The organism is Vibrio sp. KUL78, assembly GCF_059725505.1.
Map to the genome: position 1 here is coordinate 1,097,396 of NZ_AP045837.1, position 15,194 is coordinate 1,112,589.

General features: G+C 46.2%; 15 protein-coding genes and 1 pseudogene. 7 read left to right on the top strand and 9 right to left on the bottom strand.

The window, feature by feature from the left end; genetic code table 11:
* Positions 1 to 5: 5 nt before the first annotated feature.
* From dnaX to recR, 3 genes and pseudogenes are all read left to right on the top strand, one after another.
* Positions 6 to 2,161, top strand: a pseudogene (dnaX, locus tag AC6I8Y_RS05370) (DNA polymerase III subunit gamma/tau).
* Positions 2,162 to 2,270: 109 nt separating this feature from the next.
* On the top strand, positions 2,271 to 2,600 hold the full coding sequence (locus AC6I8Y_RS05375; protein ID WP_042474318.1) for a YbaB/EbfC family nucleoid-associated protein: 330 nt from the start codon (positions 2,271 to 2,273) through the stop codon (positions 2,598 to 2,600).
* Between the two features lie 23 nt (positions 2,601 to 2,623).
* Positions 2,624 to 3,223, top strand: a complete 600-nt coding sequence (gene recR, locus AC6I8Y_RS05380; RefSeq protein WP_498020991.1) for a recombination mediator RecR — start codon at positions 2,624 to 2,626, stop codon at positions 3,221 to 3,223.
* A gap of 98 nt (positions 3,224 to 3,321) precedes the next feature.
* Here recR and aqpZ read toward each other — a convergent pair whose 3' ends face one another.
* Positions 3,322 to 4,017: an aquaporin Z gene (gene aqpZ / locus AC6I8Y_RS05385; RefSeq protein ID WP_498020992.1), complete on the bottom strand. Its 696-nt coding sequence runs from the start codon at positions 4,015 to 4,017 to the stop codon at positions 3,322 to 3,324.
* A 125-nt stretch (positions 4,018 to 4,142) separates the two neighbouring features.
* Complete coding sequence (locus tag AC6I8Y_RS05390; protein ID WP_234496103.1) at positions 4,143 to 4,391, bottom strand: YkgJ family cysteine cluster protein; 249 nt, start codon at positions 4,389 to 4,391, stop codon at positions 4,143 to 4,145.
* Between the two features lie 137 nt (positions 4,392 to 4,528).
* Between AC6I8Y_RS05390 and AC6I8Y_RS05395 the strand changes: the two genes are divergently transcribed.
* Positions 4,529 to 4,966 carry a YcgN family cysteine cluster protein gene (locus tag AC6I8Y_RS05395; RefSeq protein WP_042474321.1) on the top strand — a complete coding sequence of 146 codons (438 nt, stop codon included), beginning with the start codon at positions 4,529 to 4,531 and terminating at the stop codon, positions 4,964 to 4,966.
* A 64-nt stretch (positions 4,967 to 5,030) separates the two neighbouring features.
* On the opposite strand, the gene AC6I8Y_RS05400 is transcribed toward AC6I8Y_RS05395, so the two are convergent.
* The 6 genes from AC6I8Y_RS05400 to gap all read right to left on the bottom strand — a co-directional run bounded on the left by AC6I8Y_RS05400 (position 5,031) and on the right by gap (position 11,536).
* Positions 5,031 to 6,905: a BCCT family transporter gene (locus AC6I8Y_RS05400; RefSeq protein WP_498020993.1), complete on the bottom strand. Its 1,875-nt coding sequence runs from the start codon at positions 6,903 to 6,905 to the stop codon at positions 5,031 to 5,033.
* Positions 6,906 to 6,999: 94 nt separating this feature from the next.
* On the bottom strand, positions 7,000 to 7,374 hold the full coding sequence (locus AC6I8Y_RS05405) for a hypothetical protein (protein ID WP_234494122.1): 375 nt from the start codon (positions 7,372 to 7,374) through the stop codon (positions 7,000 to 7,002).
* A gap of 159 nt (positions 7,375 to 7,533) precedes the next feature.
* Positions 7,534 to 8,514 carry a ChaN family lipoprotein gene (locus AC6I8Y_RS05410; RefSeq protein ID WP_498020994.1) on the bottom strand — a complete coding sequence of 327 codons (981 nt, stop codon included), beginning with the start codon at positions 8,512 to 8,514 and terminating at the stop codon, positions 7,534 to 7,536.
* Between the two features lie 105 nt (positions 8,515 to 8,619).
* A complete protein-coding gene (gene rlmA / locus AC6I8Y_RS05415; RefSeq protein ID WP_498020995.1) occupies positions 8,620 to 9,429 on the bottom strand; it encodes a 23S rRNA (guanine(745)-N(1))-methyltransferase in 810 nt (269 codons plus the stop codon).
* An 88-nt stretch (positions 9,430 to 9,517) separates the two neighbouring features.
* Complete coding sequence (locus AC6I8Y_RS05420) at positions 9,518 to 10,402, bottom strand: D-hexose-6-phosphate mutarotase (RefSeq protein ID WP_498020996.1); 885 nt, start codon at positions 10,400 to 10,402, stop codon at positions 9,518 to 9,520.
* 138 nt (positions 10,403 to 10,540) lie between these two features.
* Entirely contained in the window at positions 10,541 to 11,536 is a 996-nt protein-coding gene (gene gap, locus AC6I8Y_RS05425; protein ID WP_008080593.1) for a type I glyceraldehyde-3-phosphate dehydrogenase, read from the bottom strand.
* A 338-nt stretch (positions 11,537 to 11,874) separates the two neighbouring features.
* Here gap and msrB point away from each other — a divergent pair, with 338 nt between their 5' ends.
* Positions 11,875 to 12,297, top strand: a complete 423-nt coding sequence (gene msrB / locus AC6I8Y_RS05430) for a peptide-methionine (R)-S-oxide reductase MsrB (RefSeq protein WP_394152708.1) — start codon at positions 11,875 to 11,877, stop codon at positions 12,295 to 12,297.
* A gap of 204 nt (positions 12,298 to 12,501) precedes the next feature.
* The gene (locus AC6I8Y_RS05435; protein ID WP_234494118.1) at positions 12,502 to 13,071 is read left to right on the top strand and encodes a hypothetical protein; all 570 of its coding nucleotides are present in this window, start codon (positions 12,502 to 12,504) and stop codon (positions 13,069 to 13,071) included.
* Positions 13,072 to 13,159: 88 nt separating this feature from the next.
* Here the strand turns inward: AC6I8Y_RS05435 and AC6I8Y_RS05440 are convergent, their stop codons facing one another.
* Complete coding sequence (locus tag AC6I8Y_RS05440; protein ID WP_234494117.1) at positions 13,160 to 14,200, bottom strand: polysaccharide lyase family 7 protein; 1,041 nt, start codon at positions 14,198 to 14,200, stop codon at positions 13,160 to 13,162.
* Positions 14,201 to 14,501: 301 nt separating this feature from the next.
* Between AC6I8Y_RS05440 and cmk the strand changes: the two genes are divergently transcribed.
* Positions 14,502 to 15,182, top strand: coding sequence for a (d)CMP kinase (cmk, locus tag AC6I8Y_RS05445; protein ID WP_042474328.1), 681 nt, complete (start codon positions 14,502 to 14,504; stop codon positions 15,180 to 15,182).
* Positions 15,183 to 15,194 lie beyond the last annotated feature (12 nt).

The following is a 15,194-nucleotide window of genomic DNA, read 5'->3' on the forward strand; positions in this document are numbered from 1 at the left end:
ACCTCATGAGTTATCTCGCGCTAGCTAGAAAATGGCGACCAAAGAAATTCTCGGAAGTGGTGGGGCAAGCTCACGTGCTAACGGCACTGGAGAATGCGCTTGACCAAAACAGACTGCACCATGCGTACCTATTTAGCGGTACTCGAGGTGTGGGCAAAACGACAATAGGTCGATTGTTTGCAAAAGGGCTGAACTGTGAAACAGGGATCACTGCGACACCGTGTGGTCAATGCTCGACGTGTAAAGAGATCGATGAGGGGCGCAGTGTTGATTTGTTAGAGATCGATGCGGCGTCGCGAACTAAGGTCGAAGATACCAGAGAATTGCTGGACAACGTCCAGTACAAACCTGCTCGCTCTCGCTTTAAGGTCTACCTTATTGACGAAGTTCATATGCTATCGCGTCACAGCTTCAATGCGTTGTTGAAAACGTTAGAGGAGCCGCCAGAGTACGTGAAGTTTTTGCTTGCCACTACGGACCCGCAAAAGCTTCCAATGACGATTTTGTCTCGTTGTCTTCAGTTCCATCTCAAGCCGATCACCGTCGACAATATTCAGCAGCAACTAGAGCACGTTCTGACTGAGGAGCAAGTCTCTCAAGAACGTCGAGCCCTAGCGCTGCTTGCGCATGCAGCTGATGGCAGTATGCGTGATGCACTGAGCCTGACCGATCAAGCTATCGCCCTAGGTAGCGGTAATGTTTCTACGGATATCGTTAGTCAGATGCTGGGCACTTTGGACACGGCTCAAGCATTGCAGTTACTCGAGGCTATTTCTACGGGTGACGCAGAGCAAGTGATGGCTAGACTGAATAGCCTGGCAGACAATGGTGTCGATTGGGACGTATTACTGTCTGAATTGGCGACGCAGTTACATCGCATCGCATTGGCTCAAGCATTACCAACCAGTGTGGATAACGCTGTTGCCGATGGTGATAAAATTCGACACCTTGCGGGAGCACTGCAAGCTACCGATGTGCAACTCTATTATCAGATTGCGCTGAAAGGACGACAAGAATTACCGTTTTCGCCTTCCCAACGTGTTGCTGTAGAAATGACGTTACTGAGGATGCTGGCTTTCAGACCTGTCAGTCAAGTAGCGGCTAGTGAGATAAATGCAGCGCCGAGTCAGCCTCAAACGGTTCCAGCGGCGCAAACTGCGCCAGCACCGACAGCACCAGTGCAGACCGCACCTTCACAGACGATGTCAACGCAGCCAATGGCTCATACGCAGAGCGCGCCTCAATACGCAGGTTCTATTCCGCAATATGAAGATGGACCAGAGCCTTATATTGATACCTCGCAGATGCCGCCACCGGCACCAATGCAAGGAACTCCGCAACGAGCACCTCAGCCACAGATGCAACCAGATGTGAATGCAGCAGCACCGTCGCAACCCGTGGCACCCGCTGCGCCTCAAGAGAGTGCGCCAGCTAGAGCGGCCGGCGGTTTGCGTCATCAGTTGCGATCTCGTAGGCAGTCTGCAGGACAAAATACGCAACCCTCGGGGACGAACCCAGGAAAAAGCCTAAGGCGTCATCTGAACCAAGCTCAGTCTTGGAGCGAGTAGCTATGCGTACTCAAGGTCGAGCTGCAAGCCCGACCAGCGTGTCAGATGTCGCGGAGACCAAAACAGAGCAAGCTAACGCGAATGAGCCATACCAATGGCGTCCGTCGAGTAATGTCGCACAGCAACAAATTAAGCCGACGATTAAACCGTCCACGTTGAAAAAAGCGCTTGAGCACGAGAAAACGCCAGAAATGGCGCAGCGTCTAACGACGGAAGCCGCCGCGCAAGATGCTTGGGCGGATATGATTGAGAAACTCGATATTGGCAAGTTGGTTCAGCAGCTCGCTCTGAACTCTGTCTATCAGAAAGATGGCACGTCAATTCAATTAGGATTGAGACAAACTCATGCACACCTAAACTCTGACAAAAACCAGTCCGAACTACTCGCTGGCTTAAATGTCTTACTAGGAGAAGAGTGTCACCTTTCTATAGAGGTGTCTGAACAAGGGACTACGCCACTCGAGCTTCGAGAAAATCTGTACCAGATGAAACTGACAGAGGCGGCGAAAAGCCTACAAATGGATCCTAACGTACAGTTTATGCTAACTCGTTTTGCTGCGCAGTTAGATGAAGAGAGTATAAGACCTTTATAAGTCACTCACTTTCTTAGGCTTAGATGTATGCTTAAGGAAGGGCGGGGTTGTAATCGATGAATGCGACCCCATGTTATCAATTGAACTATGAATAAACCGAGAGAAACCTATGTTTGGTAAAGGTGGTATGGGCAACCTGATGAAGCAAGCCCAGCAGATGCAAGATCGCATGCAAAAGCTTCAAGAAGAAATCGCGAACATGGAAGTAACTGGCGAGTCTGGTGCTGGCCTTGTTAAGGTGACTATCACTGGTAGCCACAGCACGCGTCGTGTTGAGATCGATGAGAGCTTGATGGAAGACGACAAAGAGATGCTAGAAGATTTGATCGCAGCTGCGTTCAACGATGCAGCTCGTCGTGTTGAGGAAACTCAAAAGGAAAAAATGGCGTCAGTAACTGGTGGTATGCAACTTCCACCAGGCATGAAAATGCCTTTCTAATTGGAAGATTAGAGACATAATTAATGCGAACTAGCCATATGCTGGAGCATTTGATGGAGGCCTTGCGATGCTTACCTGGGGTTGGTCCTAAGTCAGCACAACGCATGGCCTTTCATTTGTTACAGCGAGACCGAAAAGGCGGCCTTCAGCTCGCGGATGCACTTTCTAACGCAATGACTGAAATCGGTCACTGCCAACAGTGCCGTACGTTTACCGAAGAAGAAATCTGCCACATTTGCAGTAATCCCAAGCGTAAAGAGAACGGTCAGTTGTGCGTTGTTGAAAGTCCAGCGGATATCGCAGCAGTGGAAGCAACCGGTCAATTTTCTGGTCGTTACTTTGTTTTAATGGGGCACTTGTCTCCGTTAGATGGTATAGGCCCAAGCGATATTGGTCTTGATGTTCTCGATTACAGACTCAGACAAGGCGATATCGGCGAGGTTATCTTGGCGACAAACCCAACCGTTGAAGGTGAAGCAACGGCGCACTATATTGCAGAGCTTTGCCACGAGCACAAGGTGTCAGCGAGCCGTATCGCGCACGGTGTTCCTGTAGGTGGTGAGCTTGAGTTAGTAGATGGAACGACCTTGTCGCACTCATTGATGGGGCGTCAAAAAATCTGATGTTGCTCTTTCGACAGCAGACTTTGCTATCTAACGAAATAATTTAAAAGGCGCGATAACATCGCGCCTTTTTTGATCGTTCTCTTAAGCGACAAACCTTATTCGCTATTGCTACCAATCAGAGATCTATAAATCCAAGCTCCGATAACAGCACCAATAATAGGCGCGACCCAGAATAGCCATAACTGAGCGACTGCCCAGTCGCCAACGTACAGTGCGACGCCAGTACTTCTTGCAGGGTTAACAGATGTATTAGTGACAGGGATACTGATTAAGTGGATAAGCGTCAAACAAAGACCGATAGCAATAGGCGCAAAACCAGCGGGTGCGCGTTTATCTGTTGAGCCCATAATGACGATTAGGAACATGGCTGTCATTACAACCTCTGTCACTAGAGCTGCGGTCAACGAATATTGACCTGGAGAATTATCACCATAGCCATTGGATGCAAAACCTGAGCTTGCAGCATCAAATCCAGCCTGACCCGAGGCGATAACGTAAAGGATACCACCGGCAAGTACACCGCCAATCACTTGAGCGATAATGTAGGGAACCAGTTCTTTAGCGTCAAATCGCCCACCTGCCCACAAACCAATACTCACAGCGGGATTGAGGTGACACCCAGAAATATGACCAATGGCGAAGGCCATCGTAAGTACTGTTAAGCCAAATGCGAGGGATACTCCGAGCAATCCGATGCCGACATCGGGAAATGCTGCGGCTAAGACAGCTGACCCACAGCCACCTAAAACGAGCCAAAACGTACCAAACAACTCCGCCAAATATTTATTCATATCAGACACCTTATTTGTCAACGTGGTTTACATGACAATAGTTCATATAAGCAGAAGCGCTAGTGTTTGAGATGAAATTGTACCGAGTTAGTAAGTACTTATATAACCCTTGGTCGGTGCACTGGTTAGGTTAGGCGTTCTAGCTCGAGGATGTTTTCCAACGCTTTGGCGTTATTATCGGCACAAACGTCAGGGCAGGCTTTGAAGTTGTGACAGACTTTCGGGCGCTCTGGTTTTCCAAATAACTTACACAAATTTCGGTCATCTAGCTGAATGCAACGCACTCCGCTTGGTTTGCCATTTGGCATACCAGGTATAGGCGAAGAAATACTTGGAGCAATACAACATGCCCCACAACCTAAACGACAATCCATCATTACACCCTCTATCTTGAAGGCGGCGAGTTTACCAGATGCGCTAGAATTGTACATATGTGAATCATGCATCAATACTTGCAGTTTTTAGCCTCTAGAGGTATAACACGCCTCCAACGAAGAAAAGGGTAACACGAATGAGCAATGCGTTTTGGGAAACCACGCCACTTGAAGAAATGAGCGAATCACAATGGGAATCTCTCTGTGATGGCTGCGGCAAATGTTGCCTGCATAAACTCATGGATGAAGACAGTGATGAAGTGTATTACACCAACGTTGCTTGTAGTTGGCTAAACAGTAAAACCTGCTCATGCAAAGATTACCCAAATCGTTTTCAATCTGGTGAAGAGTGCCTCAAGCTAACTCGCGACAAAATTAGTGAGTTCAACTGGCTGCCAGAGACTTGCTCTTACCGCTTGCTTTCGGAAGGCAAATCGATCCCAGAGTGGCATCCGCTAATTACTGGTTCTAAGTCAGCGATGCACGCTGCCGGTGAGAGCGTTCGCAATAAAGTGGTGTACGAGATAGATGTAGTGGATTGGGAAGATCACATCATCAACCATCCTTCGCGTTAATTTCCCAAGAAGTTAAAAAAGCAGGTCTAACTAGACCTGCTTTTTTGTTATCAGACAACCGAGCTTAGGCTTCGGCACATACCTCGGTAAAGCGGGAGCGAGCCTCTTGCGCGGCCAATGAAGATTGCTCTTTTTGGTCTTGCGCTTCGCTGAGTGCCTGCAATGCAGCTTCAAGCTCTTGTTGTAGGTGATCAGGAATCGCTTTGCTCTCGTCTGTAGAGTGCTCTAACGCATACGCACGAATGCGCTTTTTCACCTTGAACAGGGCTTGCATAGCTTCTCTCTCCGCATCAGCTGCCATTTGGGCAACGTCGCGGCACTTTTCAAAGTTTGCTAGCGCTACCCCTTCATGCGACCAAGGGTCGAACTCCGGTAGATCTTCGATGTTGATGGTTGGCTCGACATAGTCTTCTTGGTGACGAATATCGAGCGTGGTTGCTTTCACTGCCGAGATCATCAGCATAACAGCAATACCAAGTAGCGGCAGACCACCAACGATAGCAGCAGTTTGCAGTGTGCTTAGCCCACCTAAGAACATAAGAACCGCAGGCATAAAGCTGAGCGTGAACGCCCAGAACAAACGGTTCCAGCGCATAGGCTCTTGGGTAACATCCTTTTGTACTACGGACGCTAAGATGTAAGAAATAGAGTCGAAAGTAGTCGCAGTAAAGATGATACATAGCATGGTAAACAATAAAATGATGAACCATGAGAACGGCAGTTCTGACAACATGGAGAAGATGGCTTTTGTCGCGCCATGTTCATTTAGGATACCGACGATATCAAGCTGCCCTGATAGCTGGAGCGATAAGCCGTAGTTACCTAAGATGATAAAGAATAGGAAGCAGCCGCTTGATCCAAAGAACAGCGAACCTGCGACCATTTGTTTGATGGTTCTGCCTCGCGAAATGCGAGCAACGAATAGCCCCATACTTGGTGCAAATACGAGCCACCACGCCCAATAGAAAATAGTCCAATCTTGTGGGAAGTGAGTATCGTCGAAGCTGCCGTAGCCGCCAAATGGTTCAGCCCATGTCGCCATAACAAAGAAGTTCGACATCATTCGACCGATTGAATCTAAGCCTGTCTCCAAAATGAAGATTGTTGGACCAAGCAGCAAGACAATGGCAAGTAATAGCATCGCGCCCCAGAAGTTGATGTTGCTGAGGATCTTGATGCCTTTTTCCATTCCTGCGAACGACGAGTAAGCAAAGATAGCTGTACATACAGCGAGAACACCGATTTGAGTATAAGTGTTTTGAGGTAAGCCAAACAGAACGCTCAACCCTTCACTAATCAGTGGTGCTGCTAAACCTAGTGTTGTTGCTGCACCACCAAGAAGACCAAAGATAAACAGCACATCGATGAGCTTGCCCACAGCGCCAAACGTGTGTTTCTCACCAATCACTGGGATTAGGGCACTCGAAACCTTAAGCGCTGGCTGCTTGCGGACATAAAAGAAGTAGGCAATCGGTAATGCAGGGATAAGGTAGATAGCCCAAGCGATAGGCCCCCAGTGGAAAATACCATAGGTCGCAGCCCAGCGAATGGCTTCCTCACTGCCTGGTTCTAATTGAAATGGAGGCGATTGGTAATAATATGCCCACTCAATACAGCCCCAGTACAGAATGCTGGCCCCAATGCCGCCGCAAAATAACATTGCAGCCCAAGAAGAGGTTTTGAACTCCGGTGCTTCGTCAGGGTCTCCCAGTTTGATTTGGCCGATGTCGCTAAAAATGATGAATACCATAAAGAAGAGAGCAGCGAGACCAAGTGCCAAATATAGGAACCCAAACTTATCCGTCATGATCAGCTTGGCTTGCGCAATAAGATGTGCGCCTTGTTCAGGAAAGACTATCAGCGGAATGATGACAGCGAGCAGTAATGCGATAGCACCGAAAAAAGTGGGCTTATCGATAAGTTTAAAGTAACGGTCCATAGGATCACATTCGAGTTAAAGAAAGGTTATTATCTTTTGACTCGAAGTGATCGCTCAAATCGCGTTATTTGTCGACAGGACAAAGGGTAGTTAGTTAAGCGAGTGCGAGGATTAATGCACCGATGGTAACGGCAGCGGAAGCGTATTGCCCAAGTGAGTATGAGGTATCTTCTTGCTCTTTTAGGTCATCGGGATGATCCATGCCTAAAGCTCCGTGAGCAAAGGATTGGACGGATTTACCCATACCTTCTTCTTCTTTCGCGTTCGCTTTCTCATTCGATGCCGTTTTTTGTTCAGCTTTTGCTTCTTGTTCTAAAAGCGCCTTTGCCTGAGGAGAGATGGATACACTGTCGCCTTGTTTCACCGGCAAAGTGTTGCCACTTGTTTCTGCAGTTACAAGGTTAGACGTCAACGCTTTATTACCGAGCGACTGAGTCTGAGTTGGCAGGTTAGAATTGACGCTTTGCATAGCTATCTCCATTAGCGTTATCAATTACTATGTCGTCATTGATGGCAAAAACTTTATAAAAATTTCTCTGTGTGAGACATAGAACTGGTTAATGAAAGTTAGCTAAGCAATTAACAAGCCAATTGAATGGCTTATTAATCTAAAAACACAAAACTGGGCTTAGTCACACGTTAGTGTGTCGTTGCGTTTGTGTAATCCTTGATATGCCTTCATGCGGTTTTCTTGTTTTACAAAACGCACTGGCGGTTCAAGGACATGGAGTTGATAATCGGTTGAATCATCGGACACGCTGGTTACCGGTGAGATGACAACGACGTTGAGTTCAGGGTTTAGTAATTGGATCTGAGCGGCAGTACCAAGCCCCTGTTCGATATGAAACTTGCCCGCTACATGGAGTACTTGGCTGCTGTTGTGTTGGTTTAGGTAATTGACGATACTCTCTGCCATTGTGGCATCCCAAGTGAGTTGTGCAGCGTACTGTCTTTCTGTTTGTGCCTTGTCGCCATGGTGCATTGAGGCCATAAACTTGTCTTTGTAAGGCGATGACGACGTGTCAATTTTTGTCGCTACATATGCTCGTTGTGCGCCGTCAAGCTTGTCGAGGTAGTCCAAGCCTTGTCTGCCAATACAGCGAACGATGGGCTTAGGAGCATTACTTGCAATAATAGGTAGGTCGGCTTGTTTAGCGAGCTCTACAAGCGGGCGATAATCACTCTCGTAGTTTGGCCAACCGCCACCTTGTTTAATTAGCGTCTGTTCGCCGATCTCGGAAGCTAAGTATTCGTCGACAACGTTTTGATTATCTCGGGTGAACTGCTCCATAGAGAGAGCAAGACTGTCGTTTTCAAATACCAGAGCTTTTAGTAAGTCAGTTTGAAAACGGTGAATACCACTGTGAGTGTGCCACTCGCCAACCAGAATAACGTCCGCTTCTAAAAGCTCTGAAGGCAGATTATCGAGATTCAGCGCTTCGCCGGATGGTGTATAAAGTTGATAGTCGTAAAACGACCTCAGAGGGGTATTCTGTTCTATTGAGGAGCCCTCGGAAAAAGAGGGTTGAGACGCTGATTGCTGAGGCGCGTTTGATGAGGTACACCCAACGAGTAAAGTCAGTACAAGGGCAAGAGGGTAAGCTTTCATAATCGTTCTCTATATAGAAAAATAGCCTTCATAGGAAGGCTATCTTGGAACTGATATGGTAATGGAGATTACGCTTTATCTCAATGCAATTGATAACTAATATCATTACATTTTGCGGTATGCTCGTACCATGAAGTCTGCTCGACAGTCGAAATGATCGGCTTTGCTGAGACTCTCTCTAAGTTCTTGATTCGCTTTCCATGCAAATGGCGTCATCTGTAACAAATCATACGCTTGTTCGCCACTAAGGTTCATGTTGTAGTCTAGTTTGCTTTCCGATACTAATTCAAATCCTTCGATCTCTTCAGCAGATTCGTCGTGTAGGCGCACATCAGAGTAGATGAGTTCGCGCAACTCATACAGGTGGTGGCTACCCGGAGTCACAGTCAACATAATACCGCCAGTCTCGATACAGCGATGAAGCTCTTCATGCTTACAGGGTGCATAGATTCGAATAACGGCGGCTAAGCTAGCGTCAGAAAACGGTAGCTTGTGGCTAGAAGCAACACAAAAGTTAACCTTGTTGTAGCGCTTAGCACCATACCGAATGGCGACCTTAGAGATATCTAGACCATAAAAGCTTAGGTCTTCGCCTAGTACATCGGCAAAATAGCTGGTGTAATACCCTTCGCCACAACCGATATCGAGTACTGTGCCTTTGTTAGCGTTAAGAGTCGATTTCAGAGTGTCGGTCACCTTATCTCGCATCGGTGCGTAAAAATCGTGCGCCAGAAAGGTACGCCTTGCCTGCATCATCTCTTTGTTATCACCCGGATCTTTCGAACGCTTGTGTTGGACTGGCATCAGATTGACGTAGCCTTCTTTTGCTTTGTCGAACTGGTGATTGTTGCTGCAGCGATAGCTTCTATCGTCAAGAGTGAGCGGTTGCTGACAGAGAGGACATTGATAGGACATAGGTTAGACTCGACGAAAATTTTCGTAAGTCTAACCATATCAAGGGTGGGAAGCAATTCAGTCTGCGAATAACTTCCTTTTATAGGGGTTATTTGGCGGCGATATGAGTAGTAAGCTGGTGGCTTTCACCCGGTGCTAGCTCTTTCCCTTCTTCTAACGAGTTAGCGTGCAGGGTCGACTCAATACAGAACATAGATAAGTAACCGTCATTGTTCATGTCGCCCATTGATTCTGCGCCTAATTTCCAAGGGTTCCAAAGCACGGCAGAGTTTGCACCTTCGTTTTTCACGGACAGTTTGCGGTTCCAAGCATTGTCATGAAGTACGATTTCACTCTCTGGTGCTGTGTATACTCGGTCGACAGTATCGGTAAGAGTGAGTACTTCTTGGCCTTCGCACAGTTTGCTATCGAGAAGGCTGTCGACGTAAGTCGTACCCATTCCAGTGACTTCCATTTGATGGATATCGCCTAGGTTTAGGTAAGTATGAAGGGCTCCAGAGAAGCGCCATGGTGTGCTATCTGTGTTGGTGACATCTAGGGTTACTTTCAGCGTTTCTGACACTTCAACATTGAGGACGAGCTGAAACTTATGCGGCCAGATTTCACGACTAGATTCGTTATCGGTCAAGCCAATGCTAACAATCACGCCATTGTCGCTTTCACGGTGTTCAATCAGCTCCCAAGTACTGTTGCGAGCGAAGCCATGAGCGGGTGCGGCGATGCGACCGAACCACGGCCAGCAAACTGGGATCCCGCCACGTATGGCTGCTTTGTTGTCATAAACAGCGTCTTTGCTCATCCAAATAAGGTCTTCTTGGCCTTCTGGCTTGAATGAAACAACATGACCACCGTGCAGAGAAATAGCAGCTGAGGCTTTTGGGTGAAGAACGCGAACCATTTTATTATCGCCAAGCTGTGCGATAGTTACGTAATCAGAGAGAACGGTTAGGGTAGGTAATACAGACAAATCCATAGTGTAACTTCCTAGGTTAAGTCTCTGGTTCCTAGGGAGAAGGGATAGCTCCCAGGTGTCGATTGGACCCAGAAACAGATACTAAAAAGGCGACCCCAAGAGTCGCCTTTATTACAAACATTCAGCTAAAAGCTTACATTACTTAGAGATGTGAGCGATTAGGTCTAGAACTTTGTTTGAGTAACCGATTTCGTTGTCGTACCAAGATACAACTTTAACGAAGTTGTCAGTTAGAGCGATACCAGCTTTAGCATCGAATACTGAAGTTTGAACTTCACCGATGAAGTCTTGAGAAACAACTTGGTCTTCAGTGTAACCTAGAACACCTTTTAGAGAACCTTCAGATGCTGCTTTCATAGCTGCACAGATAGCTTCGTAAGATGCACCGTTCTTAAGGTTAACAGTTAGGTCAACTACAGAAACGTTAGCAGTTGGTACGCGGAAAGCCATACCAGTTAGTTTGCCGTTTAGTTCTGGAAGAACAACGCCTACAGCTTTAGCAGCACCAGTTGAAGATGGGATGATGTTCTGAGAAGCACCACGACCACCGCGCCAGTCTTTAGCAGAAGGACCGTCTACAGTTTTTTGAGTAGCTGTAGTAGCGTGAACTGTAGTCATAAGACCAGATTCGATACCGAACTCGTCGTTAAGAACTTTAGCGATAGGCGCTAGACAGTTAGTAGTACAAGAAGCGTTAGAAACGATGTCTTGACCAGCGTAAGTGTCTTGGTTAACGCCCATTACGAACATTGGAGTAGCGTCTTTAGAAGGACCAGTTAGTACAACTTTCTTCGCGCCAGCAGTGATGTGCTTACGTGCAGTCTCGTCAGTTAGGAAAAGACCAGTTGCTTCAGCAACAACGTCAACGTCGATTGCGTCCCATTTTAGGTCTTCTGGGTTGCGCTCTGCAGTTACACGTACAGTTTTGCCGTTAACGATTAGGTTACCGCCTTCAACTTCAACAGTACCGTTGAAACGGCCGTGAGTTGAATCGTACTTAAGCATGTATGCCATGTACTCAACGTCGATTAGATCGTTAATACCTACTACTTCGATGTCGTTGCGCTCTTGCGCTGCACGAAATACGAAACGACCGATACGGCCAAAACCGTTAATACCTACTTTGATAGTCATTATAGTTGCTCCACAACTTAATTTCTGTTTAAAGATAACTGGTAGTAAAATTACAGAATCCAGTCACTAACTTCAATAGATAATCGGAATTAATTTGTCTAAAGTCAAAAAAAAGTGTCGCTTTTCTTAACATTCGGTATTAAATGACGTTTTTTTGAACTTAGGTCGTGACTCTGTAATGATTTGCTTTATGTATTTAACCTTGAGGACAAGGTGAGTTAACATGTTAGACACACTTGAGTGGGTAATTGACAACAATGTGCTACAACCAAGTTTATTACACGTATTAAGTGTGCGCTGATTAAAATGTAGACAATAAAAAAGAGGGTGTAAAGGAGATGACCGGGGAAAACAAAAATAGAGCCAAGCCAGATGAATACTGGCGTGAGACCCTAACAGAAGAGCAATATCGAGTATGTCGACAGCAAGGCACAGAAGCCCCTTTCACTGGTACATTGCTCCATAACAAAGACACTGGACTGTACCACTGCACATGCTGTGAGGCACCACTATTTAACTCAGACAACAAGTACGACTCTGGCTGCGGGTGGCCTAGCTTCGATGCGCCTATCAACGAGTCTGCCATTCGTTATTTGGATGATACAAGTCACGGTATGGTGCGTGTAGAAATACGATGTAGCGGATGTGATAGCCACTTAGGGCATGTATTTGAGGACGGACCACAGACAACAGGACAGCGTTTCTGTGTGAACTCAGTGTCGTTAATTTTCAACAAAAGTAATACAAACTCTTCTATTTAGATCAAGCCTGTATCATTCTTTCATTTCTTCGTCTTTATATAGGGTGGTTCATTGCCACCCTTATTACGTTACATCTAATATCAATTTTGCCCAGTTTTTGCTCTGTGATGACATTGCGACTGACACAGTTCATAAAATGCGCGGCCAACTATGACAATGCTCCGTATTGATATTCGAGAGCAGCAAACACAAGAAAGCGATGATATGAAAAATAGAATCCGTCACATTGCGACGTTAGCAATGTTTACTTTGACTTCTACCTTTGCGCTAGCGAATACAACTGCAGGCGGTGAGGAACAGTGGCAGATAGTTGAAGAAGACCAAAACAGTTCATCAACGACAGCATCAACGTCGACGAGCAGCAATCAAGCGGCACCGAAGCAAACTTCTAGCTCGAAACCGGCTTCTCGTTCGTCTTCACGTAGTAGCTCAAACTCTGGGTTTAAAATTGGTATGGGTCTGGATCAAGGTCTGAGTATTGTTGGTCAAATTAACAATACAGTGAACTTTGCCATCGGCAACGACGGTATTGCCGCTGATTACATCTTTAGCCGCGGAAGTTTTAGTGGTGACGTACCTTTTAACTGGTACGCAGGTGTCGGTGGTCAAATCCAGCGATCAGATAAGTTTGGACCACGAGTTGCTCTGGGCGTTGAACTCCCATTTGCCAAAAACTGGGACGGTTATGCCCAGCTAACACCAAATTTGATGTTTGATAATAGTGATTTGAAACTTGGTATTGGTGCAGGTATCGGTGTTCGATACAGCTTCTAAGCGATACTTGCTTCTTATATAGAGGATAAAAGAAAGGGAGCTCAATAGGTTATTGAGCTCCCTTTGTTATTTTATGCTTTAGAACCTTTTACTGGTTTAGTTCTAGCTGATAGAAACTTGCTTGAACATAGTCGCCCGCTTCCATACCACGCCATTCACAACCTGAGCTAGATTTCTTGGTGTTACATTGATTGTAAGCACCTGCTTTAAAATACATCCAGTCGTTGCCGTATCCTTGGTCGACCTCATGACCTTGGTAGTTACCAGCTTTAAGGTCAATGTCGTACGTCTTGGTGATCTCTTTGTCTGTACCTGGATTTTTGGTAAAGGTTAGGTGCATGATGTCACCTTCTACATTGACACTGTAAGAGAAGATCTCTCCGAGCTTGATACCATCTTGAGGATCTTGCGAACCTTGGCGCAGATTGTGTTTACCAAACACATCATGACGAATATCTTTCCTTAGCTTTTTGCCGTTTTCATCTTTGGCGTTTTGTAGGTCTTTGGTTGGGTTTAGTTCATAGTTCCAAGCTAAAGAACCGTATTCATGCTCTGGAAGTTTTCGATATACGATTTTTAGCGGTTCGTTTTTAGAGCCGTGGATCTGACCAATTACGACACCAAACGCGCCGTTCTTTTTGTAGTTACCGCTAACGCTAACTTGATCAACAGAAAGTGTTGCCTTTAGCTCGCCACCAATCGCACCGTATTCAGAGGCATTTGGGTGAGATGCAATAACGAAGTTATTGCTTGGCGCACCATAATCCGTACCAAGCATCGCGCGCAGCTCGCTTCGAGTGTTTTTACTGTTAGGGGTGGTAGGTGCATCGTTCGGTGCTACAAAGACCACCGCGCCAGACTCTTTATCGGTATAGAACCATTCTGGATGAACATAGGGCGTCTTGGTATCGCCAAGCTGCTCTTTAGCAATCTCGAGTGTTTTACCCTTACGTGGTCCTTCTGTCGTCAAAACCGGCAGATTGATCTTCCAGTTGGTCATGTCGAAGTTTTGTGCAGGTGCTTTGCTTGGGTCTAATTTGTATTGGGTAGCAAGCTCAGAACCTGTCGCTGCAACAGCAGAACCGGCAACAATGCTGGCAGCAAGTAACGTAAAGTGAAATGCTTTCATTGTGTATTCCTTCAGTAAGCAATCATTAATAGGCAGTGATAACGATGCTACTATAATATTGTATTACAATATTGTGACCTAGACGGAATAATCGATATTTGAGTGTTTAAACGACGAGAGTGAGGTTTAATTTGTGATTGAGCCAACAGTTCATTTTGCTCCATCTTGTTCGCCTCGAAAAAACCGGCCCCAAAGAAAATGGTAACTTTACGCTATTGGGTATATAATTCTGCGCCGTAAAATTAAGAACAATAATAAGTCGGTTGTGAAAAATTCGGCTTGTAACAACGTGGAGTAGAACATGTCCTTAAACTCACCAGTGATTACTGTGGATGGACCAAGTGGTGCTGGCAAAGGCACACTGTGTATGTTGTTGGCTGACAAATTAGGCTTTCACTTGTTGGATTCCGGGGCTATTTACCGTGTTTTAGCGTTAGCTGCTATTCACCATGGTGTTGATTTAGAGTCGGAGGACGCACTCGTTCCTTTGGCTATGCATTTAGACGTTCAGTTTGTTGCCGAGGGTGACCTTGTTAAGGTCATTCTAGAGGGCGAAGATGTATCTGGTGAACTTCGTAAAGAAGAGACAGGTAATGCAGCATCAAAAATCGCGGCTCTACCACGCGTAAGAGAAGCGTTATTGCGTCGTCAACGTGCGTTTAACATCGAACCAGGATTGGTTGCCGATGGTCGTGATATGGGTACCGTCGTGTTCCCTGAAGCACCAGTAAAAATCTTCTTAGATGCAAGTGCAGAAGAAAGAGCGCAAAGGCGCTTTAAGCAGTTGCAACTAAAGGGTTTAGATGTTAGATTTGACGACCTTTTGAGCGAGATCGAAGAGCGAGACTACCGAGATCGTAACCGAGCGGTTGCACCTCTCCGTCCTGCTGATGACGCTCTAGTGCTAGATTCAACCTCGCTAAACATCGAGCAAGTGTTGGAAAAAGCGCTACAATATATCGAATCTAAACTCACTAAGTAGCCTTTAATAGGC

Bases quoted from the DNA above. Each gene is read 5' to 3' on its own strand.
- AC6I8Y_RS05400 (WP_498020993.1), bottom strand. From the start codon at position 6,905: ATGGACCGTTACTTTAAACTTATCGATAAGCCCACTTTTTTCGGTGCT.
- recR (WP_498020991.1), top strand. From the start codon at position 2,624: ATGCGAACTAGCCATATGCTGGAGCATTTGATGGAGGCCTTGCGATGC.
- AC6I8Y_RS05395 (WP_042474321.1), top strand. From the start codon at position 4,529: ATGAGCAATGCGTTTTGGGAAACCACGCCACTTGAAGAAATGAGCGAA.
- AC6I8Y_RS05420 (WP_498020996.1), bottom strand. From the start codon at position 10,402: ATGGATTTGTCTGTATTACCTACCCTAACCGTTCTCTCTGATTACGTA.
- cmk (WP_042474328.1), top strand. From the start codon at position 14,502: ATGTCCTTAAACTCACCAGTGATTACTGTGGATGGACCAAGTGGTGCT.
- AC6I8Y_RS05410 (WP_498020994.1), bottom strand. From the start codon at position 8,514: ATGAAAGCTTACCCTCTTGCCCTTGTACTGACTTTACTCGTTGGGTGT.
- rlmA (WP_498020995.1), bottom strand. From the start codon at position 9,429: ATGTCCTATCAATGTCCTCTCTGTCAGCAACCGCTCACTCTTGACGAT.
- gap (WP_008080593.1), bottom strand. From the start codon at position 11,536: ATGACTATCAAAGTAGGTATTAACGGTTTTGGCCGTATCGGTCGTTTC.
- AC6I8Y_RS05435 (WP_234494118.1), top strand. From the start codon at position 12,502: ATGAAAAATAGAATCCGTCACATTGCGACGTTAGCAATGTTTACTTTG.
- AC6I8Y_RS05405 (WP_234494122.1), bottom strand. From the start codon at position 7,374: ATGCAAAGCGTCAATTCTAACCTGCCAACTCAGACTCAGTCGCTCGGT.
- AC6I8Y_RS05440 (WP_234494117.1), bottom strand. From the start codon at position 14,200: ATGAAAGCATTTCACTTTACGTTACTTGCTGCCAGCATTGTTGCCGGT.
- aqpZ (WP_498020992.1), bottom strand. From the start codon at position 4,017: ATGAATAAATATTTGGCGGAGTTGTTTGGTACGTTTTGGCTCGTTTTA.
- AC6I8Y_RS05375 (WP_042474318.1), top strand. From the start codon at position 2,271: ATGTTTGGTAAAGGTGGTATGGGCAACCTGATGAAGCAAGCCCAGCAG.
- msrB (WP_394152708.1), top strand. From the start codon at position 11,875: ATGACCGGGGAAAACAAAAATAGAGCCAAGCCAGATGAATACTGGCGT.
- AC6I8Y_RS05390 (WP_234496103.1), bottom strand. From the start codon at position 4,391: ATGGATTGTCGTTTAGGTTGTGGGGCATGTTGTATTGCTCCAAGTATT.